The organism is Saccharomonospora xinjiangensis XJ-54, from assembly GCF_000258175.1.
In the GTDB taxonomy this organism is placed as follows: domain Bacteria; phylum Actinomycetota; class Actinomycetes; order Mycobacteriales; family Pseudonocardiaceae; genus Saccharomonospora; species Saccharomonospora xinjiangensis.
In genome coordinates this window covers 262,653-289,251 of record NZ_JH636049.1, presented here as the reverse complement: position 1 = coordinate 289,251, position 26,599 = coordinate 262,653, and the positions used below count along the sequence as shown (strand labels likewise).

The 26,599-nt window shown below is 70.6% G+C and carries 27 protein-coding genes and 1 tRNA gene; 15 read left to right on the top strand and 13 right to left on the bottom strand.

The window, feature by feature from the left end:
* Positions 1–16: 16 nt before the first annotated feature.
* Together SACXIDRAFT_RS00765 and SACXIDRAFT_RS00760 are read right to left on the bottom strand one after the other, a co-directional pair.
* On the bottom strand, positions 17–1,141 hold the full coding sequence (locus SACXIDRAFT_RS00765; RefSeq protein WP_006236540.1) for an SRPBCC family protein: 1,125 nt from the start codon (positions 1,139–1,141) through the stop codon (positions 17–19).
* A 3-nt stretch (positions 1,142–1,144) separates the two neighbouring features.
* The gene (locus SACXIDRAFT_RS00760) at positions 1,145–1,804 is read right to left on the bottom strand and encodes a hypothetical protein (protein WP_006236539.1); all 660 of its coding nucleotides are present in this window, start codon (positions 1,802–1,804) and stop codon (positions 1,145–1,147) included.
* Positions 1,805–1,982: 178 nt separating this feature from the next.
* Between SACXIDRAFT_RS00760 and SACXIDRAFT_RS00755 the strand changes: the two genes are divergently transcribed.
* The gene (locus tag SACXIDRAFT_RS00755; protein WP_006236538.1) at positions 1,983–3,692 is read left to right on the top strand and encodes a serine/threonine-protein kinase; all 1,710 of its coding nucleotides are present in this window, start codon (positions 1,983–1,985) and stop codon (positions 3,690–3,692) included.
* Positions 3,693–3,707: 15 nt separating this feature from the next.
* Here SACXIDRAFT_RS00755 and SACXIDRAFT_RS00750 read toward each other — a convergent pair whose 3' ends face one another.
* Genes SACXIDRAFT_RS00750 through SACXIDRAFT_RS00730 form a run of 5 tightly spaced genes read right to left on the bottom strand, consistent with a single transcriptional unit; the run spans position 3,708 to position 6,168 of the window.
* A complete protein-coding gene (locus tag SACXIDRAFT_RS00750) occupies positions 3,708–4,058 on the bottom strand; it encodes a DUF8129 domain-containing protein (protein ID WP_006236537.1) in 351 nt (116 codons plus the stop codon).
* Complete coding sequence (locus SACXIDRAFT_RS00745; RefSeq protein WP_006236536.1) at positions 4,055–4,546, bottom strand: hypothetical protein; 492 nt, start codon at positions 4,544–4,546, stop codon at positions 4,055–4,057. Before SACXIDRAFT_RS00745 ends, SACXIDRAFT_RS00750 begins: the two co-directional genes overlap by 4 nt.
* Complete coding sequence (locus SACXIDRAFT_RS00740) at positions 4,543–5,316, bottom strand: metallophosphoesterase family protein (protein ID WP_006236535.1); 774 nt, start codon at positions 5,314–5,316, stop codon at positions 4,543–4,545. The genes SACXIDRAFT_RS00745 and SACXIDRAFT_RS00740 overlap by 4 nt, the downstream gene beginning before the upstream one ends.
* A complete protein-coding gene (locus tag SACXIDRAFT_RS00735) occupies positions 5,313–5,588 on the bottom strand; it encodes a BON domain-containing protein (protein WP_006236534.1) in 276 nt (91 codons plus the stop codon). Before SACXIDRAFT_RS00735 ends, SACXIDRAFT_RS00740 begins: the two co-directional genes overlap by 4 nt.
* On the bottom strand, positions 5,566–6,168 hold the full coding sequence (locus tag SACXIDRAFT_RS00730) for a hypothetical protein (RefSeq protein ID WP_006236533.1): 603 nt from the start codon (positions 6,166–6,168) through the stop codon (positions 5,566–5,568). The genes SACXIDRAFT_RS00735 and SACXIDRAFT_RS00730 overlap by 23 nt, the downstream gene beginning before the upstream one ends.
* Positions 6,169–6,223: 55 nt before the next feature.
* On the opposite strand from SACXIDRAFT_RS00730, the gene SACXIDRAFT_RS00725 reads away from it, so the two are divergent.
* Positions 6,224–6,415, top strand: a complete 192-nt coding sequence (locus SACXIDRAFT_RS00725) for a DUF2795 domain-containing protein (protein WP_006236532.1) — start codon at positions 6,224–6,226, stop codon at positions 6,413–6,415.
* A gap of 88 nt (positions 6,416–6,503) precedes the next feature.
* Entirely contained in the window at positions 6,504–7,898 is a 1,395-nt protein-coding gene (locus tag SACXIDRAFT_RS00720) for an aldehyde dehydrogenase family protein (RefSeq protein ID WP_006236531.1), read from the top strand.
* 311 nt (positions 7,899–8,209) lie between these two features.
* On the opposite strand, the gene SACXIDRAFT_RS00715 is transcribed toward SACXIDRAFT_RS00720, so the two are convergent.
* Positions 8,210–8,749 (bottom strand): YbhB/YbcL family Raf kinase inhibitor-like protein, encoded by a 540-nt coding sequence (locus SACXIDRAFT_RS00715; protein WP_006236530.1) that lies wholly within the window; start codon positions 8,747–8,749, stop codon positions 8,210–8,212.
* Between the two features lie 205 nt (positions 8,750–8,954).
* On the bottom strand, positions 8,955–9,947 hold the full coding sequence (selD, locus tag SACXIDRAFT_RS00710; protein ID WP_040922360.1) for a selenide, water dikinase SelD: 993 nt from the start codon (positions 9,945–9,947) through the stop codon (positions 8,955–8,957).
* Positions 9,948–10,078: 131 nt separating this feature from the next.
* On the opposite strand from selD, the gene SACXIDRAFT_RS00705 reads away from it, so the two are divergent.
* From SACXIDRAFT_RS00705 to selB, 3 genes are all read left to right on the top strand, one after another.
* A tRNA-Sec gene (locus SACXIDRAFT_RS00705) sits at positions 10,079–10,170 on the top strand.
* 27 nt (positions 10,171–10,197) lie between these two features.
* Positions 10,198–11,544: an L-seryl-tRNA(Sec) selenium transferase gene (selA, locus tag SACXIDRAFT_RS00700; protein ID WP_006236528.1), complete on the top strand. Its 1,347-nt coding sequence runs from the start codon at positions 10,198–10,200 to the stop codon at positions 11,542–11,544.
* Positions 11,532–13,277, top strand: coding sequence for a selenocysteine-specific translation elongation factor (selB, locus tag SACXIDRAFT_RS00695; protein ID WP_006236527.1), 1,746 nt, complete (start codon positions 11,532–11,534; stop codon positions 13,275–13,277). The genes selA and selB overlap by 13 nt, the downstream gene beginning before the upstream one ends.
* Here selB and SACXIDRAFT_RS00690 read toward each other — a convergent pair.
* The 3 genes from SACXIDRAFT_RS00690 to SACXIDRAFT_RS00680 form a co-directional block, all read right to left on the bottom strand.
* Positions 13,268–15,316 (bottom strand): CocE/NonD family hydrolase, encoded by a 2,049-nt coding sequence (locus SACXIDRAFT_RS00690; protein WP_006236526.1) that lies wholly within the window; start codon positions 15,314–15,316, stop codon positions 13,268–13,270. The genes selB and SACXIDRAFT_RS00690 overlap by 10 nt on opposite strands.
* 14 nt (positions 15,317–15,330) lie before the next feature.
* The gene (locus tag SACXIDRAFT_RS00685) at positions 15,331–16,602 is read right to left on the bottom strand and encodes an ATP-grasp domain-containing protein (RefSeq protein WP_006236525.1); all 1,272 of its coding nucleotides are present in this window, start codon (positions 16,600–16,602) and stop codon (positions 15,331–15,333) included.
* A gap of 207 nt (positions 16,603–16,809) precedes the next feature.
* On the bottom strand, positions 16,810–17,457 hold the full coding sequence (locus SACXIDRAFT_RS00680; protein ID WP_006236524.1) for an alpha-ketoglutarate-dependent dioxygenase AlkB family protein: 648 nt from the start codon (positions 17,455–17,457) through the stop codon (positions 16,810–16,812).
* A 274-nt stretch (positions 17,458–17,731) separates the two neighbouring features.
* On the opposite strand from SACXIDRAFT_RS00680, the gene SACXIDRAFT_RS00675 reads away from it, so the two are divergent.
* Both SACXIDRAFT_RS00675 and SACXIDRAFT_RS00670 read left to right on the top strand, forming a co-directional pair.
* A complete protein-coding gene (locus SACXIDRAFT_RS00675; RefSeq protein ID WP_040922358.1) occupies positions 17,732–18,091 on the top strand; it encodes a thioredoxin family protein in 360 nt (119 codons plus the stop codon).
* Between the two features lie 60 nt (positions 18,092–18,151).
* Complete coding sequence (locus SACXIDRAFT_RS00670) at positions 18,152–18,421, top strand: PASTA domain-containing protein (protein WP_006236522.1); 270 nt, start codon at positions 18,152–18,154, stop codon at positions 18,419–18,421.
* A gap of 5 nt (positions 18,422–18,426) precedes the next feature.
* Here SACXIDRAFT_RS00670 and SACXIDRAFT_RS00665 read toward each other — a convergent pair whose 3' ends face one another.
* A complete protein-coding gene (locus tag SACXIDRAFT_RS00665; protein WP_006236521.1) occupies positions 18,427–18,939 on the bottom strand; it encodes a flavodoxin family protein in 513 nt (170 codons plus the stop codon).
* A 489-nt stretch (positions 18,940–19,428) separates the two neighbouring features.
* Between SACXIDRAFT_RS00665 and SACXIDRAFT_RS00660 the strand changes: the two genes are divergently transcribed.
* The 7 genes from SACXIDRAFT_RS00660 to SACXIDRAFT_RS00625 all read left to right on the top strand — a co-directional run bounded on the left by SACXIDRAFT_RS00660 (position 19,429) and on the right by SACXIDRAFT_RS00625 (position 26,598).
* Positions 19,429–19,713: a hypothetical protein gene (locus SACXIDRAFT_RS00660; RefSeq protein ID WP_006236519.1), complete on the top strand. Its 285-nt coding sequence runs from the start codon at positions 19,429–19,431 to the stop codon at positions 19,711–19,713.
* Positions 19,714–19,785: 72 nt separating this feature from the next.
* Positions 19,786–23,049 carry a formate dehydrogenase gene (fdh, locus tag SACXIDRAFT_RS00650; RefSeq protein ID WP_157599621.1) on the top strand — a complete coding sequence of 1,088 codons (3,264 nt, stop codon included), beginning with the start codon at positions 19,786–19,788 and terminating at the stop codon, positions 23,047–23,049.
* 1 nt (position 23,050) lies between these two features.
* Positions 23,051–23,983: a 4Fe-4S dicluster domain-containing protein gene (locus tag SACXIDRAFT_RS00645; protein ID WP_006236516.1), complete on the top strand. Its 933-nt coding sequence runs from the start codon at positions 23,051–23,053 to the stop codon at positions 23,981–23,983.
* A 1-nt stretch (position 23,984) separates the two neighbouring features.
* Positions 23,985–25,049 (top strand): NrfD/PsrC family molybdoenzyme membrane anchor subunit, encoded by a 1,065-nt coding sequence (nrfD, locus tag SACXIDRAFT_RS00640; RefSeq protein ID WP_006236515.1) that lies wholly within the window; start codon positions 23,985–23,987, stop codon positions 25,047–25,049.
* Positions 25,046–25,519 carry an NUDIX hydrolase gene (locus tag SACXIDRAFT_RS00635; protein ID WP_040921991.1) on the top strand — a complete coding sequence of 158 codons (474 nt, stop codon included), beginning with the start codon at positions 25,046–25,048 and terminating at the stop codon, positions 25,517–25,519. The genes nrfD and SACXIDRAFT_RS00635 overlap by 4 nt, the downstream gene beginning before the upstream one ends.
* 148 nt (positions 25,520–25,667) lie before the next feature.
* On the top strand, positions 25,668–25,982 hold the full coding sequence (locus tag SACXIDRAFT_RS00630) for a hypothetical protein (RefSeq protein ID WP_006236513.1): 315 nt from the start codon (positions 25,668–25,670) through the stop codon (positions 25,980–25,982).
* Between the two features lie 94 nt (positions 25,983–26,076).
* On the top strand, positions 26,077–26,598 hold the full coding sequence (locus SACXIDRAFT_RS00625; protein WP_040922356.1) for a hypothetical protein: 522 nt from the start codon (positions 26,077–26,079) through the stop codon (positions 26,596–26,598).
* Position 26,599: the final 1 nt, after the last annotated feature.

Genomic DNA, 26,599 nt, shown 5'->3' with positions numbered 1-26,599 from the left:
ATGTCCTCCTCGATGTTCAGCGCCTGCGAGCACGCCGGGCAGGGCGCTCGCGGCTGGTGTCCTCTTCGGACTCCTCGTCTTCCTCGTCGTCTTCCTCGTCGTCGTAGTCGTCCTCGTCCTGGTAGTCCTCGTCCTCGTAGTCGTCTTGCTCGCCCTCGTCGTAGTCCTCGTCGTAGTCGGAGTCCTCTTCATAGTCCTCTTCGGACTCGGGCCCGCCGGTTTCCTCCTCGTCTCGCTCCGGCCTGCCTTCGCGGCCTTCGTCAACCACTTCGCCGTCGCGGATCGTGCCGTGCCAGCCCTCGACCTCGTCCGGATGCAGGAGTGTCTGCGTCATGACATGCCTGCGGAAGTGCTTGAGTTCGAGCCGGACGCGGCGGCCCTGAGCACGCCACAGGTTCCCGGTGTGTTCGAAGAAGCCCTGCGGGTGATATTCGAGAACGACGAGGATGCGTGTGAGGCGTGGGGCGAGCGCGTGAAAGGTCACCGCGCCGTCCACGTAGCCCTTCTCGCCTTTCGACCGCCACACGATGTGCTCGTCGGGAACCTGGTCGGTGATCGTCGATTCCCACGTCCGGTGGGACCAGAGAACCTGCGCCTTCCACGTCAGCTTCTCGTCGGATTCCTGCTCGACGTTCTCGACCTTCTTCATGAAGGAGGGGAAGTCGGTGAAGCGAGTCCACTGGTCGTAGGCGACCTCGGCGGGCACACCCACGTCGATCGACTCGACGATGTTGGTGAGCTTGAGCCCGCCGCCCTTCTTGCTGGAGCCGCCGCCGAAGGCCTTCTTCACCGTGTCGCCGACCTTGGAGGCTCCCGCGCTCAACGCCGCGGAGACCGGTCCCTTGCCCTCGGCGAGCTTCTTCGCGCCGGTCGCGGCGGAGAGCAGGTTGCCGCCCTGGCCCTCGGCGTAGTCGGTGAGGCGCTTGGCCGACTCACTCACCTTGCCGGTGACCGCGGAGCCCGCCTTCTTGGCGAGGACACCGGCGAGCGTGCTCAGCGCACCGGTCAGGTCACCGCCGGGTGCCGCGTCACCGGCCTTGCCCGTCGCGTCCTTGGCCTTGCCTGCCACCGTGCCGCCTGCGTCACCGGCCTTGCCCGTCGCGCTCTTCGGCTTCTCCGCTGCCGCACGTGCTGTGGTCATGGCTCACCTCCCTGTCCTGCGCACGGGGGAGCGGCCCGCCGACGAGCGAGCCCGCGTACGAGGGTGGTCCTCGTCGCCGCCGGCACCGGACTCACCCGCACTGCCGGACGCTGCCGACGATTCGGCTCGTTTGCGTGCGGGCCTGCGGCTCCCTGCCGCCGACGTCGCGCGACGGCCGCGTGGTCCCGCCTCGTCCTCACCACCGGAGGCCCTGGAACGCTTGCGCGCACTGGGTTTCCGGGTGCGGTCCTCGCCGTCCCTGGACGGCGCCGCGCGGCCGGTGCGGTCCTCGCCGTCCTCGGAGGGCGCCTCGCCACCGCCCGTGTCGCGCTCCTCGCCATCGGTTTCGCCGTCCGCTTCCTTCTGGCCGTCGGAATCGCCCGACAGCCGCTGGGTCAACGACTCGACACGCGAGGTCGCCGCCTTGGTGGCCGCAGCACGGGCCGAGTCCAGCAACTCTCCGCGCACGCTCTCGGTGAGCTTGCCCAGCTCGGCCGACTCGCCGAGCCGGGAGAGCCCTGCTCGAAGGAGTCCCGCCGGGTTCGTGCCGTGTTTTCCTGTCGCGCCGGCCGCGGCGATCATCAGGGCGAGACGCATCTTCTTGGTTCGTCCCAGCAAGTACCCTGCGATGACCGCGGCGGCGGTCTGCGCGCCGCGTTTCATGAACTCTCCTTGGGGCCGGAGTCACGGACCCGACAGAGATGCCCCTTTAGGGTGAACGGGAAACGCGACCCTTGTGCGGCCTGCACCTCATGCGCCAATAGCCGCTCGGGTTGCCGGACCTGGGCGGGGACTGTGATCGTGACGCTCTAGTCTGTCGGGGTGACAGGAGGGGCCACAGGTGAGTGAGGGCGACGAGACACTGATCGCCGGGCGTTACCGGCTGGAACACCAGATCGGCAGCGGCGCGATGGGGGTCGTCTGGCTGGCGATCGACGTCCGCCTCGATCGGCAGGTGGCCGTGAAACAGTTGCTCCTGCCGCCTGGGTTGAACGACACCGAGACGGAGAAGGCACGTCAGCGCGCGTTCCGCGAGGGGCGCATCGCCGCTCGCCTCCAGCATTCCAACGCGATCTCCGTCTACAACGTCGCCGACCACGATGGTCAGCCGGTGCTCGTGATGGAGTACCTCCCGTCGCGCAGCCTCTCCGCGATGCTGGACGAGCGCGGCGTGTTGCCGCCTCTGGAGGTGGCCCGCATCGGGGCGCAGGTCGCGGCGGCGCTCGTCGTCGCTCACGAAGCCGGTGTCATTCACCGCGACGTCAAGCCCGCCAACATTCTGATCGGCAACGACGGCATTGCCAAGATCACCGACTTCGGCATCTCCCGTGCCGCGGGGGACATCACCGTCACTAGCACCGGCCTGCTCGCGGGCACACCGGCGTTCCTGTCACCGGAAAGCGCCCGGGGCGCCGAGCCCGGCCCCGCAGGGGATGTGTTCTCTCTCGGTGCCACCCTCTACGCGGCCGTGGAGGGCAGGCCGCCGTTCGAGAACCCCGGCAACGAGATCGCCATGCTGCACGTGGTGGCCGCAGGGCAGATCATCCCGCCTCGCCAGGCAGGCGTTCTGGACGGCGCTCTGCGCGCGATGCTCCAGCCCGAACCGCTGGCCCGGCCGACGATGGCGCAGGTGGAGGCCGCGCTCCGCGCTGTGTCCGAAGGCCGCCCCGACGGTCTCGACGCGCCGACCCTTCCGCCAGGCACCGTGCGCGGCTCCACACGCGTTGACCTTCAGCCTGCCGCGGTGTCGGCGATCCCGTCGGCGGTTCCTCCGCCGCCACCGCCCCGGCAGCAGCACTCCTCCGGCCCTCACACACCGGCGGCCGGGGCACCGCCCTCGCTCCACACCGCGCCCCCACAACGTCCTGAGCCGCAGCCTGCGACGGGCGCGCACCCCGCCGTGCGCGTCGCTCCGGCGAACACGCCCGAGCGCACCGGACAGACAGGGTGGTCGCGGGCCAGGATCGCGACGACGGTCATCGCCGTACTCGCTGCGGCCGCCGTGGGCGTGCTGGTGGCCGAACTCGTCGTGGGCGGCTCGGACGATGCCGGTGACTCAGGCGGAGCCGGTGCGCAGGACACCACGGTGATCGCCGCCTCGGCCACGTCGTCGATACCACAGGCGCCGCCTGCGTCCACCGGGTCCGACCCCGCCGACGACGTGCCGCCGTCCAGCGAAGAGCAGCCACCTCCGGAGACCCTTGACCCAGCCGAACTCGAAACGGCGGTCGCCGACTACTACGCGCTCATGCCCGGCGACGTCGAGCAGGGATGGCAACTGCTAGGCCCCGGCCTCCAGAGCCAGGGTGAGGACTCGTATCGCGACTTCTGGTCCGGCATCGAGGCCGTCAGCGTCGTCGGGGGGCCCACGGCCGTCAGTGAGACCGTCGTCGAGGTGGAACTTCAGTTCACCACCGACGAAGCCGTGACCCGTGAAAAGCACCGGCTCGGCATGGTGGTGCGGGAAGGGCGGGCGCTCATCGACACCGACGAGGTCGTGACCATCACCGACCTCGGCGAACCCGGAGAGGGCGAGGACGACGACGGCTGACTCCTGGGCCGCGTGTCAGGCCCGGCGGTCACCCTTTGGCCTCGCGGGCTGAGCCGGCACTCCGTGCGGTGGCGGGAAAACCGGAGCACCCGAGGTGTCCTCACCAACCACCGAGCCGTGCGCGGTGTCTCCTGCTTGCTCGGGCCGCACGTCGTGCTGTCCTTCGCTCGGCGTGGCACCCCGTGCCAGCTGATCGAGCCTCGCTCGCATCACCGTCACCACGGGAGTCCGGTCGGCGTGCTCGCGTTCGTAGGCGAGCAGCCGTTCGAGCTGGTCGGCGGTCAGTGAGCGAATGCGGTCCCGGAGCGCGGGCACGGGAAGGTGGTCGTAATCGGGCAGCGGCAGCTCGTCGCGGTGGTCACTCATTCGCGCGCCTCCTCATCGCCTCGTCGCGGCCAGACCCCTTCAGCGAGGTCGTCGGTGTCCAGGTCGTCGAGGGCGGAGATCACCTCCGCGCACACGGCGTCGCCGTCGAGCGGACGCGGCGGGGTCCGAGGACGCCCCACGGCCACGGCTCGGACACCGGGCAGCTCGTCCACCGCGCCAGGCCCCGAATCCACCACGATCACCGCGCGCACCGCGTCGGCGTGCCTGCGCAGCACATCGAGCACATCAGGTGGATCGCCGTGGACGACCGCGTCGATCGGCCTTCCGAAGGCGTCGGCGTCACCGAGCAGCCGGTCTGTCTCGGCCAGCGCGTGCTCCACCGCGAACCGGCACCACACGACCTGCCGCCGATCCGTGAGGGCACGCCAGGACTGCGGAATCTCGGCGGTCTCCGCCGGCGGAGCCGGGTCGAACACCAGCACCGTCGGCAGGTGCGGCGCGCCGTCCCACACCACGGCGGTCGTCATCGGTGCGCCCCCGGCGTCGTGGCCCGGTCTTCGCTGCCCTCGACGTTCTCGTCGAGGCAGTACAGCGCGTATGCCGAGCGGATCACCGGCTGGGCGACGTTACGCACCCGAACGCCACCGGGCGTGACCCCGTGTTCGCAGCCGAGGTGGGCGTGCCCGTGCACCGCGAGGGCCGCCTCCGCTTCGTCGATGACCTCGCCGAGCTGGTACGCCCCCAGAAACGGGTGGATCTCGGGTGGTTCTCCGTGCAGGGTGTCCGGCACGGGGGAGTAGTGCGTCAGCGCGACCCGCACGTCGGCGTCGAGTTCCTTCAACGTCCTCAGCGCAGAGCGGAGCGCGTCGGCGGTGTCCACGGTGTGCTCGACGAACGCCTTCATCTCCGGCTCACCGAACGCGCTGGCGCACCGGCCCTCGAACCCGCCCGCGAAACCCTTCACGCCGGCCACGCCGAACCGGGTGCCGTTCACGGCGAGCACCACGCCGTCGCCTTCGAGGACCCGGATTCCGGCCTCGCCGTCGAGGATGGCGGTGACCTCGTCCACGGCGTCGTGGTGGTAGTCGTGATTGCCGAGCACCGCGATCACGGGAACGCCCGCGTCGGCGAACTCCTCGGCCACGATGCGAGCCTCGGCGGGGGTGCCGTGCCGGGTGAGGTCACCGGCCAGCAGCAGCACGTCCGCGCGTTCTGGCAGGTGCTCAAGCGCGGGCCGCAGCCTGCCCCGCGCGTCCTCGCCGAGGTGCACGTCCCCGACAGCCGCGATCCTGATCATCGCAGCACCTCGGCCTCGCCCGGTTCGGTCGCCTCGACGACGCGGACGTCGTTGTGCAGGTGAAGGTCCGGTTCCCGGTCACGCAGGACGGCGTCGAGACGTTCCTTGCACGTCTGTGACGACACGACGCCGCTGAGGTAGACGTGCTCGCCCCTGACGTCCACCTGGATGCCCAGTTCCGCGGTACGCTCGTCCTCGGCGAGCGCCCTCCGCAGCCGGGCCGCCGTGTATTCGGGATGCCCGTGGTGTTCAGCCGGGTGCGGGCCGGACATGCCGTGCTCCTTTCGCATGGGCGAGTTCGCGTCCGTCGGTGACGCCGAGCGAGGACAGCAGCGTGAGAAACGCTCGCGCGTACGGCGACGATCCGGTCTGCCGTGCCACCTCGGCCCAGTCCACCTGTTCGCGAACGGCGCGGGCGATGGGCAGCAGCGGGGTGAAGTCGCAGCGGTGGTCCTCCAGCACCAGCAGCTTGTCCACCAGCAGTTCGGTCACCGGCACCACCGGCGCTGTCGTGGCACCCACCCGCAGTTCCTCCGCGCGGGCCAGCAGCTGCGGCGTCACCGGCCTTCCGTTCGGCCGGAAGATCAGATCGACGAGGCAGTCGCCGTCGTAGACCTTCAGCAGCCAGTTCTCCGGAGGATCGACCGCGCGCATCCCGGCCGCGACAAGAACCTTGCGCGCGGCGGGAGCGTCCCGCTCCGTCACGAAGACGTCCACATCGTGATCCGACGCGGGACCGCCGTGCGCGTACACCGCGCACCCTCCCGCCAACGCGAACGGGACGGCGCCTGCGCGCAGCGTGTTCGCCACCCGCATGGCGGTGCGGAGCAACTCGTCAGGTTCGGCGTCCACCGTGCCCGGTTACCCCCGGCCCACCGCGGGTATGCCCGGCGCGGAGGTGAGAGCCATGTCCCAGCCCAACCCCATCGACATGCAGAAGTACCTGTCCGGTGTGGACTATCCGTGTGCGAAGGAAGACCTCGTGCGGCACGCCCGTGAGCGGGGTGCGGACGACGAGGTTCTTCGCCATCTCGGCAACATTCCCGATCGCACCTACGACGGGCCGAACGCCGTGAGCGCGGAGTTCTCGAAGAGCTGAGCCGCAAGCTTTTTGGGTCTTCGGCCCTTCCGCTGCCGAACATCCGACGCTTTCGCCGTCGCCGACCACACGAGGTGATGCACGCCCGATGACCGATCTCGCCGTCGAACCCGACCTGCCGCCTGCCGAATCCGCCGACGGCAGAAGCATTCGCATCCACAATCCCGCCGACGGCACGCTCGTCGGTGATGTCGCCATGGCCACGCGCGAGGAGGCGGCCTCCGCCGTCGCAGCGGCCAGGGCCGTGTTCCCCGCCTGGGCCGCCACCCCCGCGGAGGAGCGCGCGGCCGCGTTGCGCTCCGCCGCCGACGCACTCGCCGACCGCGCCGACGACCTCGCCGAGATCAACGAAGCCGAAACGGGCCGTCCCGCAGCCCAGGCCCGCGAGGGCGTGCTCGCGGGAGTGGCGACGTTGCGCCAGTACGCCGAACTCGGCCCGCTGCACCGGGGGCGCACCCTGCTCGGACAGCCGTCGGCGACCGACCTGATGGTGCCGGAGCCCCGGGGCGTCGTCGTGGTGCTGACACCGTGGAACGACCCCGTCGCCGTGGCCTGCGGGCTCGTCGGCGCGGCGCTCGTGACGGGAAACACCGTGGTCGCCAAGCCCAGCGAACGCTGCCCGCACACCGGGGCGCTGCTCGGCGAGGTGCTCCGGCCTCACTTCCCCGAGAACGTGGTGCGGCACCTCGCGGGTGACGGCACCGTCGGCTCGTGGCTGGCCGGGCACGGGGACGTGAACGTGATCGCCCATGTCGGCAGCACCGCCACAGGGCGGTCGCTGGCCGAGGCCGCCGCCAGGACGGGAGCGAAGGCGCTACTGGAGAACGGCGGCAACGACCCGCTGGTGATCGACGGCGACGTGGACCCCGAGTGGGCGGCGGAGCAAGCCGCCACCGGCGCGTTCACGAACAGCGGCCAGATCTGTGTCGCGGTCGAGCGCATCTTCGTGCACCGCGCCGTCGCTGAACCGTTCGTCACCGCGCTGACCGCCGCAGCCGAGCGGGCCGGTCTGCTGCCGCTCGTGGACCTCCGCCACCGGAAGGCCGTGCACGAGCACGTGGCGCAGGCCGTCGAGGCGGGTGCGCGACTGCGGGCGGGTGGCGTTGTGCCCGACGGTCCCGGCTCGCTCTATCCCGCTACCGTGCTCACCGGCTGCGAGCCCGCGATGAGGGTCATGCGGGAGGAGACGTTCGGTCCGGTGGCGCCGGTGTGTGTGGTGGACGAGTTCGCCGAGGGGCTCGCGCTGGCCCGCGACGACGCCTACGGCCTCGCGGCGACCGTGCTGACGCGGTCCATGACCCACGCGCAGCAGGCGTGGCGGGCCCTGCCCGTGGGAACCGTGAAGGTCAACGCCGTCTTCGGTGGCGCGCCGGGTGGCGCGGCGCATCCGCGCGGCGCCAGCGGCCACGGGTACGGCTACGGCCCCGAACTGCTCGACGAGCTGACGGCCATGAAGGTCGTGCACGTCGAACCGGCCCCCTAACCCCCGGGGGGCGCCGCCCCAGGCCGACCGCAGCCTCAGGCCGACCGCAGCCCCAGGCCGAGATCCCGGGTCTGGGGTCGGGTGGGGTGGGGGCCGGAGGCCTGGCCTCGGATGCCCAGGGCCAGGGCAGATGCCCGGCTGCCGTGTCAGCAGTTGCTGTACGCGTGTCCGCAGTTCCTGCGCGCGTGTCAGCAGTTGCTTGCGGCATTGGAAATACGAGGCTCTGCCCAGTGCGTCGCGAGGACCTCGCCCAGGGGGTGGGCATGGGTGCCGAAAAGTGCGGACACGTGCACAGGCTGCCGACACGCGGGTCAGCGGGCGAACAGGCCCACCAGCGTTCCGGTGGCGAGCACGTGGTCGGCGACGGCGGCGTGGACGTCCCCGGCAGTGGCTCCCTCTCCGAGGCCGAGCGGGCGGTCTACCGCGTAGAGGCGGAAGTAGTAGCGGTGCGCGCCGTCGCCCACCGGCGGCTGGGGGCCGTCCCAGCCCAGATCGCCGAATCCGTTGCGGCCCTGCACGGCGCTGCCCGGCGCGGCGTCCTCGATTTCCGTGACGTCGGGCGGGATCCCCGCCACGACCCAGTGTGTGAAGGTCCCTCCCGGCGCGTCGGGGTCTTCGCACAGCAGTACCAACTCCTCCGTGCCCTCGGGAACGTGTGCCCACTGCAACGGAGGAATCTGATTGCCGCCCTGGCGGGAGTATCGACTCGGGATCAGCGTGCCGTCGTTGAACGCGGGTGAGCGCAGTTCCAGTCCGTCCGACAGCGCGCGCGGCGGCTCGTCGATCGTGGGATCCCCCCGGCTGGTTCCCCTGGCGCCCTTCGGTCCTGCCGCGCGGTCCGCCCCGGTCATGAGTGCACCTCCTCGGTAGTGAGGTTTTTGTTGCTCACGGCGTTCCCCGCCCGGGTGAGGGCAAACCGCAGGCACAAGGGAGCCGGAAGTGCCAACACGCGTGCGGGAACTGCGGACACGGGTGCGGGAAGTGCCAACACGCGTGCACCAAGTGCGGACACGCGTGCGGGAGGTGCGGACACGGTGCGGGGGACGTTCAGCGCGCTCAGCGCACCACGACGACGTGATCACCCCTCGGCACCAGTTCGCCGATCACGGGCGCGCCCGGCAGCTCTCCCGCCACCAGCAACCCACCCGAGGTCTGGGCGTCCGCGAGCAGCAACGCGGTCTCCTCCGGCACGGCCGAGAGGTCGGTGTGGGGGCGCACCCAGTCGAGGTTGCGCCGGGTGCCGCCCGACACGTACCCCTCGCGCACGGCGACGCGCGCGGAGTCCAGCACGGGCACCGCCGCCGAGTCGATCACGGCGGTGACCCCGCTCGCCCTCGCGAGCTTGTAGAGGTGACCGAGCAGCCCGAACCCGGTGACGTCGGTGGCGCAGCGATGACCGGCGGCCACGGCTACCTTCGCCGCCTCGGCGTTGAGCGTGGTCATCACCTCGACGGCTTCGGGGAACGACTCGCCGGTCGCCTTGTGCCGGGTGTTCAGCACGCCCACACCGAGGGGTTTCGTCAGCGACAACGGCAGTCCCGCGCGCCCCGCGTCGTTGCGCAGCAGCGACTCGGCCGAGCCGAGGCCGGTGACCGCGAGCCCGTACTTCGGCTCGGGATCATCGACGCTGTGTCCTCCCGCGAGGTGGCAGCCCGCGTCGGCGCAGACCTCCGCACCACCACGCAGCACCTCGGCAGCGAGGTCGAGCGGCAGCGTTTCCCTCGGCCAGCACAGCAGGTTCAGTGCCACCAGCGGCGTCGCGCCCATGGCGTAGACGTCCGACAGCGCGTTGGTGGCGGCGATGCGTCCCCAGTCGAAAGGGTCGTCCACGACCGGGGTGAAGAAGTCCGTCGTCGCGATCACCGCGCGGTCCCCGTCGAGGCGCACGGCGGCGGCATCGTCGCCACCGTCGAGCCCGACGAGCAACTCGGCGGCAGCGGAGGGGAGCGCGGCGCCGGACATGCCGCGCACGATGTCCTCCAGTTCACCGGGCGGGATCTTGCAGGCGCAACCGCCTCCGTGCGCGTAGTGGGTCAGTCGATGGGCCATGCCCCACATGCTGCCCCGAACGGGCGCGCTGCGCGGGCTGAATCGTGCTGGCACGATGTCGATGTGGTCGTGTTCGACGGGTCCTTTCGGAGAGCGGTACGGGGGCCTCGTGGAATGCGGCCACGGCACAGGGAGGCGCTTCCGGCCTGGTGACCGGCACGGTCTTCAAAACCGTTGAACGGCGGACACCGTCGTTGGCGGGTTCGATTCCCGTTCGCCTCCGCGATCATCGGTCCCGGGAAGGAGTTTCGTGCCCGACGCAGCCGACGCAGCCGATACCAAGGCGGGCCAGGTTCGCGGCGACGCGAGGAGACGGATCCCGCGGACCGATGCCCTGCTCGCCGAACCCAGGCTGGCCAAGGCGGTGGACGAGCTCGGTCGTGACCTCGTGCGAGGCGTGATCGCGGCGGCGCAGGACCGCGCCAGAGCGGGCGAGATCGCCCCCGAGGAGGTCGCCGACGAGGCTGTGGCGTCGTTGCCTGCCACAGCGACGTCTCTGCGTGAGGTGCTCAACGCCACCGGCGTGCTCGTCCACACCAACCTGGGACGCGCCCCGCTGTCGCGGGCTGCGGTGCGGGCCGTGCAGGCCGCGGCAGGCGGCACGGACGTCGAGTTCGATCTCGCCGAGGGGCGGCGCGCTCGCAGGGGCGTCGGCGCGCTCGCCGCGCTGGCCGAGGCGCTGCCGGAGGTGGGTGGCGTGGACGGTGTGCACGTCGTGAACAACAACGCCGCCGCGCTCCTGCTGTGTGCTCTCGTTCTCGCGCCGGGCAAGGAGATCGTCATCAGCAGGGGCGAGCTGGTCGAGATCGGCGACTCGTTCCGGATTCCGGACCTCGTCACCTCGGCGGGGGCGAGGCTGAGGGAGGTCGGCACCACCAACCGCACGCACCTCGCCGACTACGCCGAGGCCATCGGTCCCGACACCGGTTTCGTGCTGAAGGTGCACCCGTCGAACTTCCGGATCAGCGGCTTCACCGCACAGGTCCCGCTCACCCGGCTCGCTGGACTCGGTGTGCCGGTGGTGGCCGACATCGGATCGGGATTGCTTCGGCCGCATCCTCGCCTGCCAGGGGAACCCGACGCCGCGAGCGCGCTGGCCGACGGCGCGGCCGTGGTCACCGCCAGCGGCGACAAGCTGCTCGGTGGCCCGCAGGCGGGCCTGCTGTTCGGTGAACACACCGTCGTGCGACGCCTGCGGCGGCATCCCGCTGCCCGCGCGTTCCGGGTGGGCAAGCTGACGCTCGCGGCGCTGGAGGCTACCGTGCGCGGCCCCGCTCCGCCTGTACGGCGGTTCCTCGACACCGATCCCGGCACGCTGCGAGCGCGTGCCGAGCGGCTGGCGTCGGCGCTGGCCCGTCGTGGTGTGGACGCCGTCGCCGTGCGGACGACGGCTGCCGTCGGCGGGGGCGGCGCGCCCGGCGTCGAGTTGCCGAGTGCCGCCGTGAGCCTGCCGGGCGGGTTCGCGCCGAGGTTGCGCGCGGCCGACCCCGCCGTGGTGGGGCGGCTCGAACAGGGCCGATGCCTGCTCGATCTGTGCGCCATCGACCCCGATGCCGACGAACGTCTGGTGGAGGCCGTGTCGCGATGCACGTCGTAGCCACGGCAGGACACGTCGATCACGGCAAGTCCACGCTGGTGCGGGCGTTGACGGGGATGGAGCCCGATCGTCTCGCCGAGGAACGCCGCCGTGGCCTGACCATCGATCTCGGATTCGTGTGGACGGAGCTGGCTGGGCAGTCGTTCGCGTTCGTCGATGTGCCGGGACATCAGCGGTTCGTCCCCACGATGCTCGCCGGTGTCGGCCCCGTTCCCGCCGTGCTCTTCGTGGTGTCCGCCGATGAGGGCTGGCAGGAGCAGTCGAGCGAACACCTCGCGGCGCTCGACGCCTTCGGGGTCCGCCACGGTGTCCTCGCTGTCACCAAGGCCGATCGCGCCGATCCAGGCCCGGTGCTGGCCGAGTCGGTCGAACGGATCGCGTCCAGCGGCCTCGGCCGGATCCCCGCCGTGGCGGTGAGCGGGCACACGGGTGCGGGGCTCGACGCGCTGAGGGCCGAACTCGGCGCGCTCGGCGCGCGGCTTCCGAACCCCGATCGCGGAGCGGACGTGCGGCTGTGGATCGATCGCTCCTTCAGCATCAGGGGAGCGGGCACGGTCGTGACGGGCACACTCGGCGCAGGCACGCTCTCGGTGGGCGACGACCTCGTGCTCGATCGCGACGGCAGGCGCTGTGTGGTGCGCGCACTCCAGTCACTCGGGCAGGCTCACGACACCGTGACGGCTGTGGCCAGGGTCGCGGTGAACCTGCGGGGCGCCGACCAGCACGACCTCGGCAGGGGAGACGCCCTGCTCACCCCGGGGGCGTGGCGGTTCACCGCCGAGGCGGATGTCCGGCTGCGGGGCGAGAAAGCCGAGAGACCGCGTCAGCTCGTGGCGCACATCGGCTCCGTGGCCGTTCCCTGTCGTGTCCGTCCACTAGGGACAGGCACGGCCCGGCTGTCCTTCGCGAGGGAGTTGCCGCTGCGCGCCGGTGATCGCGGACTGCTGCGGGATCCGGGAGATCACCGATCCGCCGGGTTCGACGTCCTCGATCCCCGGCCGCCCGCCCTGCGGCGCAGGGGAGCGGCAAGGGCGCGGGCGGCGGAGCTGGCCTGCGACGACCCCGCTGTCGCCTACGTGCGCAGGCACGGTGCCGTCGCCGTCGAAGAGTTGCACGCGCTCGGATGGGCGGTGCCGGGCCGGACGATGGGACGGTGGGCCGTTGCCGAAGACCTGCCGCGGCGGCTCGCAGGGCGGGCGAGGGAACTGGTCGCCGACTGGCACGAGCGAAACCCGCTGTCGGCCGGTCTTCCCGTCGAGGCGTTGCGCCGTTCCCTTGACGTTCCCGAGGACCTGCTCGGCCCCGCACTCGACCACGCGGGGCTCGCCGTGCGCGACGGCGCGGTGACCGACCCCGCACGGGTCTCATGCCTGCCCGAGGCCGTGGAGCGAGCTGTGCGCGTCGTCGAGCGGCGGCTCGCGGGCGAGCCCTTCGCCGCACCCGAGGCCGCCGACCTCGCCGAGTTGGGGCTCGGACCCAAACACCTGGCCGCGGCGGAGAGAGCGGGCAGGCTGTTCCGCATCGCGGACGGTGTGGTGCTCGCCCCTGGCTGCCTCGACAAGGCCGTTCGCGTGCTTTCCGGGCTGGCCGAGCCGTTCACCGTCAGCCAGGCGAGGAAGGCGCTCGGCACCACGCGCAGGGTGGCCGTGCCGCTGCTGGAACGTCTCGACGCCGAGGGCCGCACGCGGCGCGCGCCCGACGGCACGCGGAGGGTGCGGCACGATCACACGTGATCGCGCGGTATCGAGGTGTGCCAGTTGCGGGAGAAGACCCGCTGCTCGCCCTCGTAGGCGTCCAGCCTGGCGTGCACGAGGAACTCCGTCGGCGTGCACGCGAGCGTGGTGTGCGTGACCGAGGAGGCGTCCCACTCTCCCCGGGTGAACCGCATGGTCCAGTCCACGCTGCCCCGTGCCGAGCCGAAGTCGTCGGCGACCCACTCGTAGTGTTCGTCGGCCCGCCTGCTCACGTCGAGGTCGATGTCGTCGAAGTGCAACACGCCGAGTTCCTTGACGACGTCGAGCGCCGACCGGTACTCCACGAGGTCCCGTGACACGGTCCAGCGTCCTTCCCCCGGCCGGAGCCGCCGCACGGGCGGCGGTGGTGCTCCCTCCGGTTCGTCGAACGGTTCGGCGTGGGTCTCGTCGTGCCGGGGCGGACGCACCGGCAGCGTCACCGAACTGCGGGCAGGGAACACCGTCAGCCGCACCGGTTCCGGCGGAGGCCACGCCAGCGGCCAGTAGGAGGTGGACACGGCGATGCGCACGCGGTGCCCCGCGGGGAACGCCTGCGCCACCCCGTTGAGCGGCACGCTCACGCGGTAACGCCGGTGCGGTTCGAGCGGTTCCGGCCGGTCGTGCCCGTTGCGGTGGGTGAGGTTGAGCAGGCCGTAACTCACGCGCGTGGCCCTGCCCTCCGGAGAGACGTCGGAAAGCCGCACCGTCACCATCGCGTTCGGCCGGTCGGCGCTCAGTTCGAGGTGCACGACGGGAGAGCCGAGGATCTCGTGGCGCTGTGTGAGTACGCCGGTGTCGAACACCAGCGACCCACCGTCCTCCTCCCTCTGGTCGTAGGGCAGGTCGGGCGGCGCGTTGTACGAGCACCACTTGCCCGCGAACTGGCCGACCGACAGCGGCGATTCGATGGTCAGCGCCTCACTGTTCTCGCCGTTCGCGCCGTCCTCGCTGTCCTCGGCGTCCGGTGCGCGCACCAGCCGGTTGGGCAGCAGTGTGAACCCGGTGACCTCGATGTGCGGCGACGGCCACGACGGCTCGCCGATCCACCTGCCGGGCCGCTGCTCGTACGCCGTGGCCGGTTTGGCGCTCTCCTGCATCCAGATCCGCAGCATCGGCTCGTCCATGACGCCGTTGTCGATGCCTTTGAGCCAGTGATCCCACCAGCGGACCAGCTCCTGGAGGAATCCGATGGCAGGGCCGGGCACACCGAGGTGCGGGTACTTGTGCGACCACGGCCCGATGAGGCCCTGACGAGGCACCCGGAGATGGCGCAGCAGCCGGAAGACGGAGTTGGAATACCCGTCGGCCCAGCCGCTCACGGCGAGCACGGGACAGTTCACGGCGGCGTAGTCCTCGCACACCGATCCGTGGCGCCAGTAGTCGTCGCGCCGCTGGTGGCGAAGCCACTCGACCAGCCACGGTTCGCAGTGCTGAAGCCGGTGCAACCACATCCGCCGCCACCGCCTGCCCACCACAGCGGGGTCGGGCGGGCAGGCGTTGTAGGCGAACATCGTCGAGGCCCACGACAGGTTGTCCGACAGCAGGCAGCCACCCATGTAGTGCACGTCGTCGGCGTACCGGTCGTCCGTGGACGACAGCGTGGCGACGGCCTTCAGGCTCGGGGGTCTGCGTGCCGCGATCTGCAAGGCGTTGAACCCGCCCCACGAGATTCCCATCATGGCCGTGCTGCCGTCGCACCACGGTTGCGCGGCCAGCCACGCCAGCACGTCCTCGCCGTCGGCGAGTTCCCGTTCGAGGTATTCGTCGGCGAGGACGCCGTCGCTGTTGCCGCTGCCCCGAAGGTCCACCCGCACCCCGGCGTAACCGTGCCCCGCGAGGTAGGGGTGGTGGATCGAATCGCGCTGGAACGTCAGATCGTTCAAGCGGTAGGGGATGAACTCCAGGATCGCGGGCACAGGGTCGTCGTCGGAGGACACCGGCCGCCACACCCGCGCCGACAGCCGGGTGCCGTCCGCCAGCGGAATCCACACGTGATCGTCCCTGCGCACCGGGTAGGGCAGCGAGGTCACCGTGCGCACGACACACCTCCGCCTCAGATGTCGCCGATCTCGAACCGCAACGCGGACACGCAGCGCTCGTACTTGTCGATCAGTTCGGACTCGCTGCCAGCCGCGATGTGGATGTCGGCCAGTTCGTAGCTGTAGCTGTCCCGCGCGTACTGGTCCGCGAGCCGGTTTCCCCGCCTCGTGGTGAGGTCCACGATCACGCCAACCTCACGCTCGACGGCGGCGATCTCCTCTCCACTCGGGACGCGCTGGACGATCCCGTCGGTGAACCGCCGCAGGAAGCACTTCGCCGCGACGGCGGCCGGTCCCTGACCTCGGGGCATCGTCGGCTCCTTCCCGAGGGCGAGACTCACCATGCAATGCAGGTTCGACACGCCGTCAACAGCCTCGAACAGCCGCGCGTGCGACTGCGACAGCCGGGGATTGACCTCCAGCACCCACGCGCGGCCGGAGCCGGGTTCGACGAAGAATTCGATGTCGAACGTCGTGGACCGCAGGCCCATCCGCACGACGACGGCCTTCGCGATGTCGGTGACCAGCCTGACCGACTCCTCGGGCAGCGTGGACGGGTACCGGTACCGCAGGAAGCTCGACGTGCCCGGGTAGCGCACCGAATCGACGACGCCGTAGACGTGCGGCTCGTGGTGATGGCGGTAGCCCTCCACGGTGATCTGTGCGCCGCCGACCGCCTCCTCGGCGAGGCACGCGGTCGCTCCGGCGTTCGCCACCTCGGGCGGTGGGGAAACTCGTTCCAGCACCGCGTCGAAAGGACCGCCGACCTCGCCGATGCCTGCCCTGATGTGCCTGATCGCCTCGGTGAACTCACGGTCGTCGGTCACCCGGTACGCGAGCTTGGACGACGACGACTTCACCGGTTTCAGCCACAGGGGAAAGGTGAGTCCCTCGGGCGGTCGTGGGGGGTCCGCGTGCGGGTCCACGAGGCCGAACCGGGGATACGCGTCGGTCACCTGCGCCTGTTCCAGCCTGCTCCAGTACTTGTGCTCGCACTTCACGATCGATTCCAGGCTGGAGCTGGGCAGCCCGTAGCGTTCGCACAGGATCGGCACCAGTGAGGTCACCGGGAAATCCCAATAGCCGGTGACGGCGTCGATGGGGCCGTCGAAGGAATCGAGCCGCTCGCACGCTCGGGCCAGGCAGCGGCGGAAGTCGCTGCGGCCGATGCGCACCTCGTCGATGCCGAGCAGCCCGTGGATGTGGTGGTCGCGCGCTCCGGGGAGCCTGCGGAGCAGCTCGGCATTGCCGTCGTCGAGTCCGAGCACGAAGACGTTCTCGGCCACCGGCCACCTCCCGAGGGCAGCGAAACGCCCGCGCAGAGGGTGACCCCGCCCGAGGCGGGTGAAACCGGAGGCGGTGTGGTGGAAGGCGTGCTTCGGCAGCGGTGTCGCCATGGCGAGGAACGGGCCGGTGCGCGCCTCGGTGTCCGGGAAGAGGGCCAGGTGAGCGTCACCGAGTTTGTTCGGCTACCCGGAGTCCGCCACGGGGTCTCAGAGCACCCCGCGCGGCCGGAACTGGATGCTGATCCGGGGTCCGACGGGCTTGCTGGTCTTCGGGACAGCGTGCTCCCAGGTGCGCTGGCACGAGCCACCCATGACGAGAAGATCGCCGTGCCCGAGCTGGTGCCGGATGGTGGCGCCGCCGCCGAAGCGGGGCCGCAGCAGCAGCGCCCGCGACGCGCCGACCGACAGGATCGCCACCATCGTGTCCTCACGGCGGCCCCTTCCGATGCGGTCGCCGTGCCAGGCGACGCTGTCGCGGCCGTCGCGGTAGTAACACAGACCCGCCGTGCGGAAGGGCTCGCCGAGTTCGCGCTCGTAGCGTGCGGTGAGCGCTGAGCGGGCCGCGTCGAGCACGGGTTCCGGCAGCGGATCGCGCTCGCCGTAGAAGCACAGCAGTCTCGGCACGGCGACGGTCTGGTCGTACATCACCCGCTCTTCGGCACGCCAGGGCACCCGCTCGGCCAGCCTCTCGAACAGCACGTCGGCACCCGACAACCAGCCGGGGAGCACGTCGATCCAGGCACCGTGCGCCAGCTCTGTCCGCCGCACGCCGTCGAGAGACCGCAGCGACGGCTCCCCGTCAGGGCCGCCGGGACCCAGCGCGTCGAACAGCGATCCCTGAAGTGCGAGGTCCATGCCGCCAGCGTAACCCGAATCGAACAGGTGTTCTACCCTTCCGCCGTGTCCGCACCTCCTGTACGCGTGTCCGCACCTCCTGTACGCGTGTCCGCACTTGCCGTACGTGTGCCGGGGCCGGCTGGACGTCCTGCCCTCGATCCCACGCCGCCACGGCATCCCCTGGCGAACCCGTGAACCCCGCGTGCGCGACCTGCCGTTTCCCGCCCTGGGAATGGTGGACCCTTCCAGGCTGTTGACGGGGATGGACGCCCACGACAACAGGGAGATTTCAGTGGCGACTGTCGAACTGACGACCGAGAACTTCAACGAGATCGTCGGCGGGCCGGGAACGGTGTTCGTGGACTTCTGGGCCTCCTGGTGTGGGCCGTGCCGGACGTTCGCGCCGGTGTTCGAGCGCGCCTCCGAGGAACACCCCGACATCACCTTCGGCAAGGTGGACACCGAGGCGCAGGTGGAACTCGCCCAGGCGTTCGGTATCTCGTCGATCCCGACGCTGCTCGCGGTGCGCGACGGCGTGGTGCTCTATGCCGAGCCCGGTGCGCTGCCTGCTCCGGCTTTCGAGGAGCTGATCGGCAAGGTGCAGCAGGTGGACATGGACGAGGTGCGCGCCGAGATCGAGCGCGCGAGCTGAAGCGGCGGGCTCGCGAATCGTTGACTGCCGTCGGCGATCGCGAGCCCTACACTGGTACTCATGCGTGGACCTGGTCCGGTCACCGAAGTGCCCGACGTCGTCGGTCTCGGGGCCGACGACGCTTGCGACATCGTTCGCCGCGCGGGTCTGAAGCCGGTTCCGCCGGACGGCGGTGAGCTGCCCATGTCGGGCATCGTCACCGCGCAACGTCCCATTGGCGCGGCGGGGGCCGTGGAGGGCGCCGAGGTGGTGCTCTGGGTCCACCCCGGTAAGGAATCGCCCGTGGGCGCGGCGAGCACGGGTCCTCTCGAATCCGCCTCACCCGACTGAGCACGCTAGGACGCGCGGACCCGACCGGGGAGCCGTGAACCCCATTCACGAGCCCGGTCGAGCTCGCCGTCGATCAACGGCCCCAGCGCGTCGGCGACGAGGAAGTGGCGGGGAGCGGCGACCGGCTCCACCGGTGCGCCGCGAAGTTGCTTGGCCACCTTCTTGGCTGCCGAGCCGGGTAGGCGTGGCTTGTCCACCTTGGTGTCGAAGACGGCAAGCCCGACCGGCGCCGTCACTCTGACGCGCTCCAGCCACTCCCGGACGCCGTCGCTGCGAGACAGAAACCGCGTGCCCGCCTTGTGAGCACGCTGCGCTGCGTCGTCGCGAGTGGACGGACGGCTGAGGCCGAAAGCGTGTGTCGGCGCGCCGATCACCAGGAGATCGACGTCCGCGCCTACCTCGGTGGGCGCGTCGCCGACCTCCACGATCCGCACGTCGTCGCCCAACCCCTCCGCGACCGCCTCGGCGACCGCGCGAGTGTTGCCGAACATGGATTCGTACACCACTAGTGATCGCATACCGTCACGATGGCAACGCATCGCTCGCGGGAAAAGGGCCGAAGGACTCCGGGCGGTCACCGAGGGTGCGGGATCTGGGTCTGGTTCCCGTGTGCGGTTGGCCTGCGCGGGTGCGAGGGCGGCCTGCCCCCGCCTGCGGAAGGGGCGGTGGCGCGGGCTGCCGCGCGCCGGGCCGCGGAGGCGGCTCGGACGCGTTCCCGTTCCTGACACGGAAGGCAGACGACGACGGTTCCGGCGTCGTCGCCGTGCACGTCGATGACCGACGCGATCCTGGCCGTACGGAATCCGCACTCGCCGCAGACGATCGCCGGCGCGTCGCCGTGGATTCGGATGGTCGGCTCGCCGGACGCCGAACGCGGAGCCGTCACCTCACATCGCCCTCCTCACCTGTGTGACCGGACATCGAACCGGGTACCCGTGGCGGCGGAAGTACACACGGTGTGGCCCCGCGCGGTCACACTCCGTCGATCGGGTGGATGGGAGGCAGGCGTGCCGACGACGCAGCAAGTGCGGGCGTTGCTCGCCGAGGGGCTCGACTATCGCGGGGCCGCCGAGCGGCTCGGGATCGCCCCGGGACTGGCCTACCTGATCGCCACCGGATTCCCCGCCGACGGGTCGGACGCGCCCAGCCCCGAGGAACGCCGAGCCCGAGGACTCCTCCCGGCGAGCCAGAACCTGTCGAACCCTCCGGTCGAGAGCCCCGCGGCGCGCGAGGTGGTGCGGCGGTGGCTTCACGACCGCGTCGCGGCGGACGACCGGATGCGGGGACGTTGACCGCGTGGTTTGATCGAGAGTGCGCACGAGCACCACGCGAGGAGTCCGGCTGACGAGGCGAGAGGGACGGCGATGGCGCGAGGGCAGTGGAAGCAGTGGATCGAGGGCTGGCCGGTGTACCGGCAGTTCACCGACGGCGACCGCACGGGCCGTGGCGCCGCGGCGAAGAGCCGGGTCACCGGCTCCTTGAAGGCCCGCACGAGCAGCGCCGACAAGGTCGTGAAGTCGATCTGCCCCTACTGCGCTGTCGGGTGCGGTCAGAACGTTTTCGTCAAGGACGGCAAGGTCACGCACATCGAGGGCGATCCCGACTCGCCGATCAGCAGGGGCAGGTTGTGTCCGAAGGGGTCGGCGAGTCTCCAGCTCACGACGGGATCCGCCCGGCAGTACCAGGTGCTCTACCGAAGGCCGTACGGCACGGAGTGGGAGACGCTGGACCTCGACACGGCGATGGACATGATCGCCGACCGCGTCCTCGAAGCGAGGGACGAGGGCTGGCAGTCCGAAGTAGACGGATTGGTCACGAACCGGACGCTCGGTTTCGCCAGTCTCGGCGGCGCAACACTGGACAACGAGGAGAACTACCTCCTCAAGAAGCTCTACACGGCACTCGGCGCTATCCAGGTGGAGAACCAGGCCCGCATTTGACACTCCTCCACGGTTCCCAGTTTGGGAACCTCCTTCGGTCGCGGGGGCGCGACGACGTTCCAGCAGGATCTGGCCAACGCCGACTGCATCGTGATCCAGGGCTCCAACATGGCCGAGTGCCATCCTGTGGGTTTCCAGTGGGTGATGGAGGCGAAGGCACGGGGCGCGACGCTGATCCACGTCGATCCCCGGTTCACGCGCACGAGCGCGATGGCCGACCTGCACGTGCCCTTGCGCGCGGGCAGTGACATCGCGTTTCTCGGCGGAATCGTCAACTACGTGCTGGAGAACGAGCGGTATTTCCGCGAGTACATCCTCGCCTACACCAACGCCGCGGCGATCGTCGGTGAGGATTTCGCCGACACCGAGGATCTCGACGGGCTGTTTTCCGGGTTCGACCCCGAGCACCGCCAGTACGACGTGTCCACCTGGCAGTACCAGGGCAGCAGGGTGCAGGCGGCGTCGGGTCAGCGGGACCAGCACTGGCGGGAACGTACCCGCGATGACTCGGATGTCGGGGAGGCGGCGAGGGGAGAGGCTCACGGTTCGGGAGGCGCCGAGATCGGTGCCGAGCCGGACACCGACCTGACGCTCACTCATCCTCGCTGCGTGTTCCAGCTGCTCAAACGGCATTTCGCCCGGTACACGCCCGAGGTGGTCGAGCAGGTTTGCGGTGTGCCGAGGGAGACGTTCACGAAGGTCTGCGAGCTGCTCGCCGACAACTCCGGCCGCGACCGTACGAGCGCGTTCGCCTACGCGGTGGGCTGGACCCAGCACACGGTGGGTGTGCAGTACATCCGCACGGCGGCCATCCTGCAACTGCTGCTCGGCAACATCGGGAGGCCGGGCGGCGGCATCCTGGCGCTGCGCGGGCACGCCTCCATCCAGGGTTCCACCGACATCCCGACCCTGTTCAATCTGCTGCCCGGCTACATCCCCATGCCGCACGCGCACAGCAACATCGACCTCGGCACCTTCGTGTCGGCGGAGGCCGCGCACAAGGGGTACTGGGGAAACATGCGCTCCTACATCGTCAGCCTGCTCAAGGCGTGGTGGGGCGCGGCCGCGACACCCGGCAACGACTTCTGTTTCGACTACCTGCCCCGGCTGACCGGAAGCCACGGCACGTACGAGACCGTGATCGAGCAGTTGAACGGCAGGTGCAAGGGTTATCTCCTGCTGGGGGAGAACCCCGCTGTCGGGTCGGCGGACGCGAAGGCGCAGCGCATGGGCATGGCCAACCTCGACTGGCTCGTCGTGCGGGACTTCTCGCTGATCGAGAGCGCGACGTGGTGGAAGGACGGCCCGGAGATCGAGAGCGGCGAGCTGAAGACCACCGACATCGGCACGGAGGTGTTTTTCCTTCCCGCCGCGACCCACACCGAGAAGGACGGCAGCTTCACCAACACCCAGCGGCTGTTGCAGTGGCATTTCCAGGCGGTGGAGCCGGAGGGCGATGCCCGCAGCGATCTGTGGTTCGCCTTTCACCTCGGCCGCATCATCCGGGAGAAGCTTGCGGGCTCCAGCCGCGAGCGCGATCGGCCGATCCTCGACCTGACGTGGGACTATCCCACCAAGGGGCCGCACGACGAGCCTGAGGCGGAAGCCGTGCTCGCCGAGATCAGTGGCTACGACGCGGACGCGACGCCGCTGTCCACCTATGAGCAGCTCCGGCCCGACGGTTCGACGGCATGCGGATGCTGGATCTACTGCGGCGTCTACGCCGAAGGAATCAACCAGGCCGCGCGCCGCAAGCCGTCGTCCGAACAGGACTGGGTGGCGAGCGAGTGGGCGTGGGCGTGGCCGCTCAACCGGCGCATCCTCTACAACCGCGCCTCGGCCGACCCCGAGGGGAGGCCGTGGAGCGAACGCAAGGCGTATGTGTGGTGGGACGAGGACCAGCGTCGCTGGGTCGGCCACGACGTGCCCGACTTCAAGGCGACGAGGCCACCGGACTTCGTTCCCGAACCCGGCGCGACGGGACCGGAGGCGTTGTCGGGCACCGACGCCTTCGTGATGCAGGCCGACGGCAAGGGGTGGTTGTACGCGCCTGCCGGGCTCACCGACGGGCCGTTGCCGACGCACTACGAACCGCAGGAGTCGCCGTTCGAGAACGCGCTGTACGCCCAGCAGCGCAACCCGGTCAGAAACGTGCTGCGCCACCCGTACGCCCGCTACCAGCCCAGTGGCGCGCAACCGGGTTCGGAGGTGTTCCCGTACGTCACCACGACCTACCGGCTCACCGAGCACCACACGGCGGGCGGCATGTCCCGGTGGCAGCCGTACCTGTCGGAGTTGCAGCCTGAGATGTTCTGCGAGGTGTCACCGCAGCTCGCCGCAGAGCGCGGCCTGGAACACCTCGGCTGGGCCACGATCGTGTCGGCTCGCGCCGCCATCGAGGCGCGAGTGCTGGTCACCGACCGCGTCACCCCGTTGCGCGTGCAGGGCCGCACGCTGCACCAGATCGGGCTGCCCTACCACTGGGGACCCAACGGGATCTCCACCGGAGACGCGGCCAACGAGCTGGCGGGGATGGCGCTCGATCCGAACGTCCACATCCAGGAGGTGAAGGCGCTGGCGTGCGACATCCGGCCGGGACGGCGGCCACGGGGACCGGCCCGCGAGGAGCTGGTCCTGCAGTACCGGCGGCGGGCAGGCATCACCGACGAGACGGGCACCGAGGTGTGACATGAGCAGCGCGACGCCGGACCCGGCGAGCCGCACCGGCTACGTCGATCACCCACCGCGCATGGGGTTCTTCACCGACACCACCGTGTGCATCGGCTGCAAGGCGTGTGAGGTGGCGTGCAAGGAGTGGAACGCCGTCCCCGACGACGGCATGGAGCTGACAGGCATGTCGTACGACAACACCGTCGGCCTCGGCGCCGACACCTGGCGGCACGTCGCATTCATCGAGCAGCGCAAGCCGCTGGGAGCGCAGCAGCCCTCCCTGCACGCGGGCACCGATGTGCTCGCGCTCGCCGAACAGGGTTCGGGCACCCCTCCACCCGAGGCTGGCATGACACCGACCACTCCCGGCGAGGAGGGCGAGTTCCGCTGGCTGATGGCCTCGGACGTGTGCAAGCACTGCACCCACGCCGCGTGCCTCGACGTGTGTCCCACCGGCGCCCTGTTCCGCACCGAGTTCGGCACGGTGGTGGTGCAGGAGGACGTCTGCAACGGCTGCGGCTACTGCATTCCCGCGTGCCCGTTCGGCGTGATCGACCAGCGCAAGGGCGACGGAAGGGCGTGGAAGTGCACCCTGTGCTACGACCGGCTGGGCAGCGGGCTCGAACCCGCGTGCGCGAAGGCGTGCCCCACCGACTCGATCCAGTTCGGACGGCTGGACGAGCTGAGGGAGCGCGCGGCGCGGCGTGTGGAGCAACTGCACTCGGCTGGGGTGACGGACGCGCGCCTCTACGGTGCCGACCCGGAGGACGGCGTCGGCGGCGACGGCGCGTTCTTCCTGTTGCTCGACGAACCCGAGGTGTACGGCCTTCCGCCGGACCCGGTCGTCACCACGCGCGACCTGCCCCGGATGTGGCGGCACGTCCTGTCGGCGGCGGCGACACTGGCGGCCGGTGCCGTCGCGGCCTTCCTCGGTGCGCGAAAGGGGCGATGAGATGAGCGGGAACGGGCAGGACTCGCCTGCCGCACGCCCCGGAAGGGAAGCGGTCACCGGCGCCGTCGGCGCCATCGACGGCGGGCGGCGGCGCCGGAAGGCCGGGAAGGGCAGGAGGGGCCGGGGCGAGCAAGCTATGGTCCCCGAGGCCGAGTTCACCTCCTACTACGGAAAACCGGTGCTCAACGGGCCGGTGTGGAAGACGCCGGACGTGCCCGCCTATCTGTTTCTCGGCGGCCTCGCGGGCGGGTCGTCGCTACTCGCGGCCGGCTACCACGTGCTCGGCCGTGAGCGGCCCGGGTTGATCGCGAAACTCGGCGCGCTCGGGTCCGTCGGCGCATCGGTGGTGGCGCTCGTCCACGATCTCGGCAGGCCTGAGCGATTCGTCAACATGCTGCGGGTCGTCAAGCCCACCTCACCGATGAGTATGGGGTCGTGGCTGCTGACGGTGTACGGGCCCATGGCAGGACTCTCGGCCGCGTCGGCCGTCACCGGCCTGCTTCCGCGCGTTGGCACGGCGGCCACGGCCTGCGCGGCGCTGACCGGCCCCGGCGTGGCGTCGTACACGGCGGCGCTCGTGGCGGACACGGCCGTGCCCGCGTGGCACGACGCCCACCGCGAGCTGCCGTACGTGTTCGTCGGCTCGGGAGCCGTCGCGGCAGGAGGACTCGGCCTGCTCGCTCTTCGGCGTGGGGCCGACGCGGCGCCCGCCCGGAATCTCGCGTTGTTCGGCACCGCGTTGGAGATCGGAGCCTCACGGCTGCTGGAACGCAGGCTCGGCATGGTCGCCGAGCCGTACCGGCAGGGGAGGTCCGGCGCGTTGGTGCGCGCGGGGGAGGCTCTGGCCGTCGCGGGCTCGGCAGGCGCGGTCGCGGGTCGGCGTAGCCGGGTCGCGCGGGCACTGTCCGGTGTGGCATTGCTGGCGGGCTCGGCGCTCACGAAGTGGGGGGTGTTCGAGGCGGGCCGGGTCTCGGCAGCCGATCCCAAGTACACGGTCGTGCCGCAGCGGGAGCGCCTTCGCAGGCGTGAGGAGGAGGCAGCCGAACACGGTGCGGTGCGCCGGTGACGCGAACGTCACGGCGGAGCGCGGGAATCCTGGTGTATCAGGTGGTCTCCGGTGTGCCACAGGTGTTGCTCGGCCACATGGGCGGGCCGTTCTGGGCCCGCCGCGACGCGGGCGCGTGGACGATCCCGAAAGGCGAGTACTCACCGGACGAACAGCCTGAGGTGGCGGCGCGGCGGGAGTTCACGGAGGAACTCGGCCTGCCGCCACCGGAAGGTCCGCTGATCCCTCTCGGCGAGGTCAGGCAGGCAGGGGGAAAGCTGGTGACCGTGTTCGCCCTGTCCGGCGATCTGGACCCCGGCGCGGTGGTGCCCGGCACCTTCGCGCTGGAATGGCCGAAAGGGTCGGGTGTGGTCCAGCAGTTTCCCGAACTCGATCGCGTCGAGTGGTTCGACCTCGACAGGGCGAAGGCCAGGATCGTGGTCGCACAGCGAGTGTTCCTCGACCGGCTCGACGAGCGTCTCTCCCGTTAGGCGTGGCACGGCCGGGTGTCCCTGTGGGCTTTACCACCGACCTCCGGTGGAGACCTCACCGGGCAGCGCTGGTCTGGATCGATTGGGTGATGTGAACCAGCCGCGCCGCTGCCGTTTGCCACCACCCTGCCGGGGTACGTCTGCCAGCATGAGCATCGCCCCGCAGATCCCGTCCGTGCGAACGGGCCCCGCCTGCGTCCAGGGACTCACAGAGAACCGGATCGTGCTCGCCGACGGTACGGCGGTGGAGATCCTCACCTCGTACCCGGTGCGGCCGGACGCGGACCTGTTCAGCCTCGCCACGGCGATCGAGTTCCACTGCGCTGACTGTGCGCAACCCTGTGAGGCGACGCTCGTCGCCGTGAGGCAGCGGTGGCTGCTGTGCCCTGGCTGTTACGCGACGCTCGGTGTGGTCCGGGCGCCACCGGAGTCGCAGGTCCCTGACGCGCGCAACGCGGCCTGAGCAGGCTGCCGACCGGGGCTTCGGTCCGCATCCGGCCCGCGACCACGACGGTGACGACGACGGAGACGGGAACAAGGTGGGACGAACAGTGACGATGGCCTGGGGCCGCTCGGCAGCCGTCGGCGTGGGTGCCGGAGCCGCGGGTGTGGTGGCCATGACACTGGTCGAGAAACTGGAGCAGCGCATCACGGGCCGCCCCGACTCGTACGTGCCTGCCCGGACCCTCGAACGCCTGCTCGGCCTCGCCCACGCCAGGGGAAGGCGGGCCTGGCTGCACAACCTCGCCATGCACGCGAGTCAGGGCGCGATGCTCGGTGCGCTGCGCGGGGTGATGGCTGGTGCCGGTCTTCGGGGGCCGTGGGCGTCGCTGATGTTCTTCGCGGTGCGGCTGACTAACGACCAGACGTTCGAGAACGCCAGCGGCGTCGGCGCGCCGCCGTGGACCTGGCCGCGCGACGAGCTGGTGGTGGACCTCGCGCACAAGGCGGTCTACGCCTTCGCCACGGGTGTCGTCGCCGATGCGCTGGCCGTCCGGTGGGGACCGGGGCCTGGCCAGGTGCACGCCGAGGAGTTTCCCGGGCGCCGCAGGCACATCGGTCCTCCGCCCAGGGCGTAGC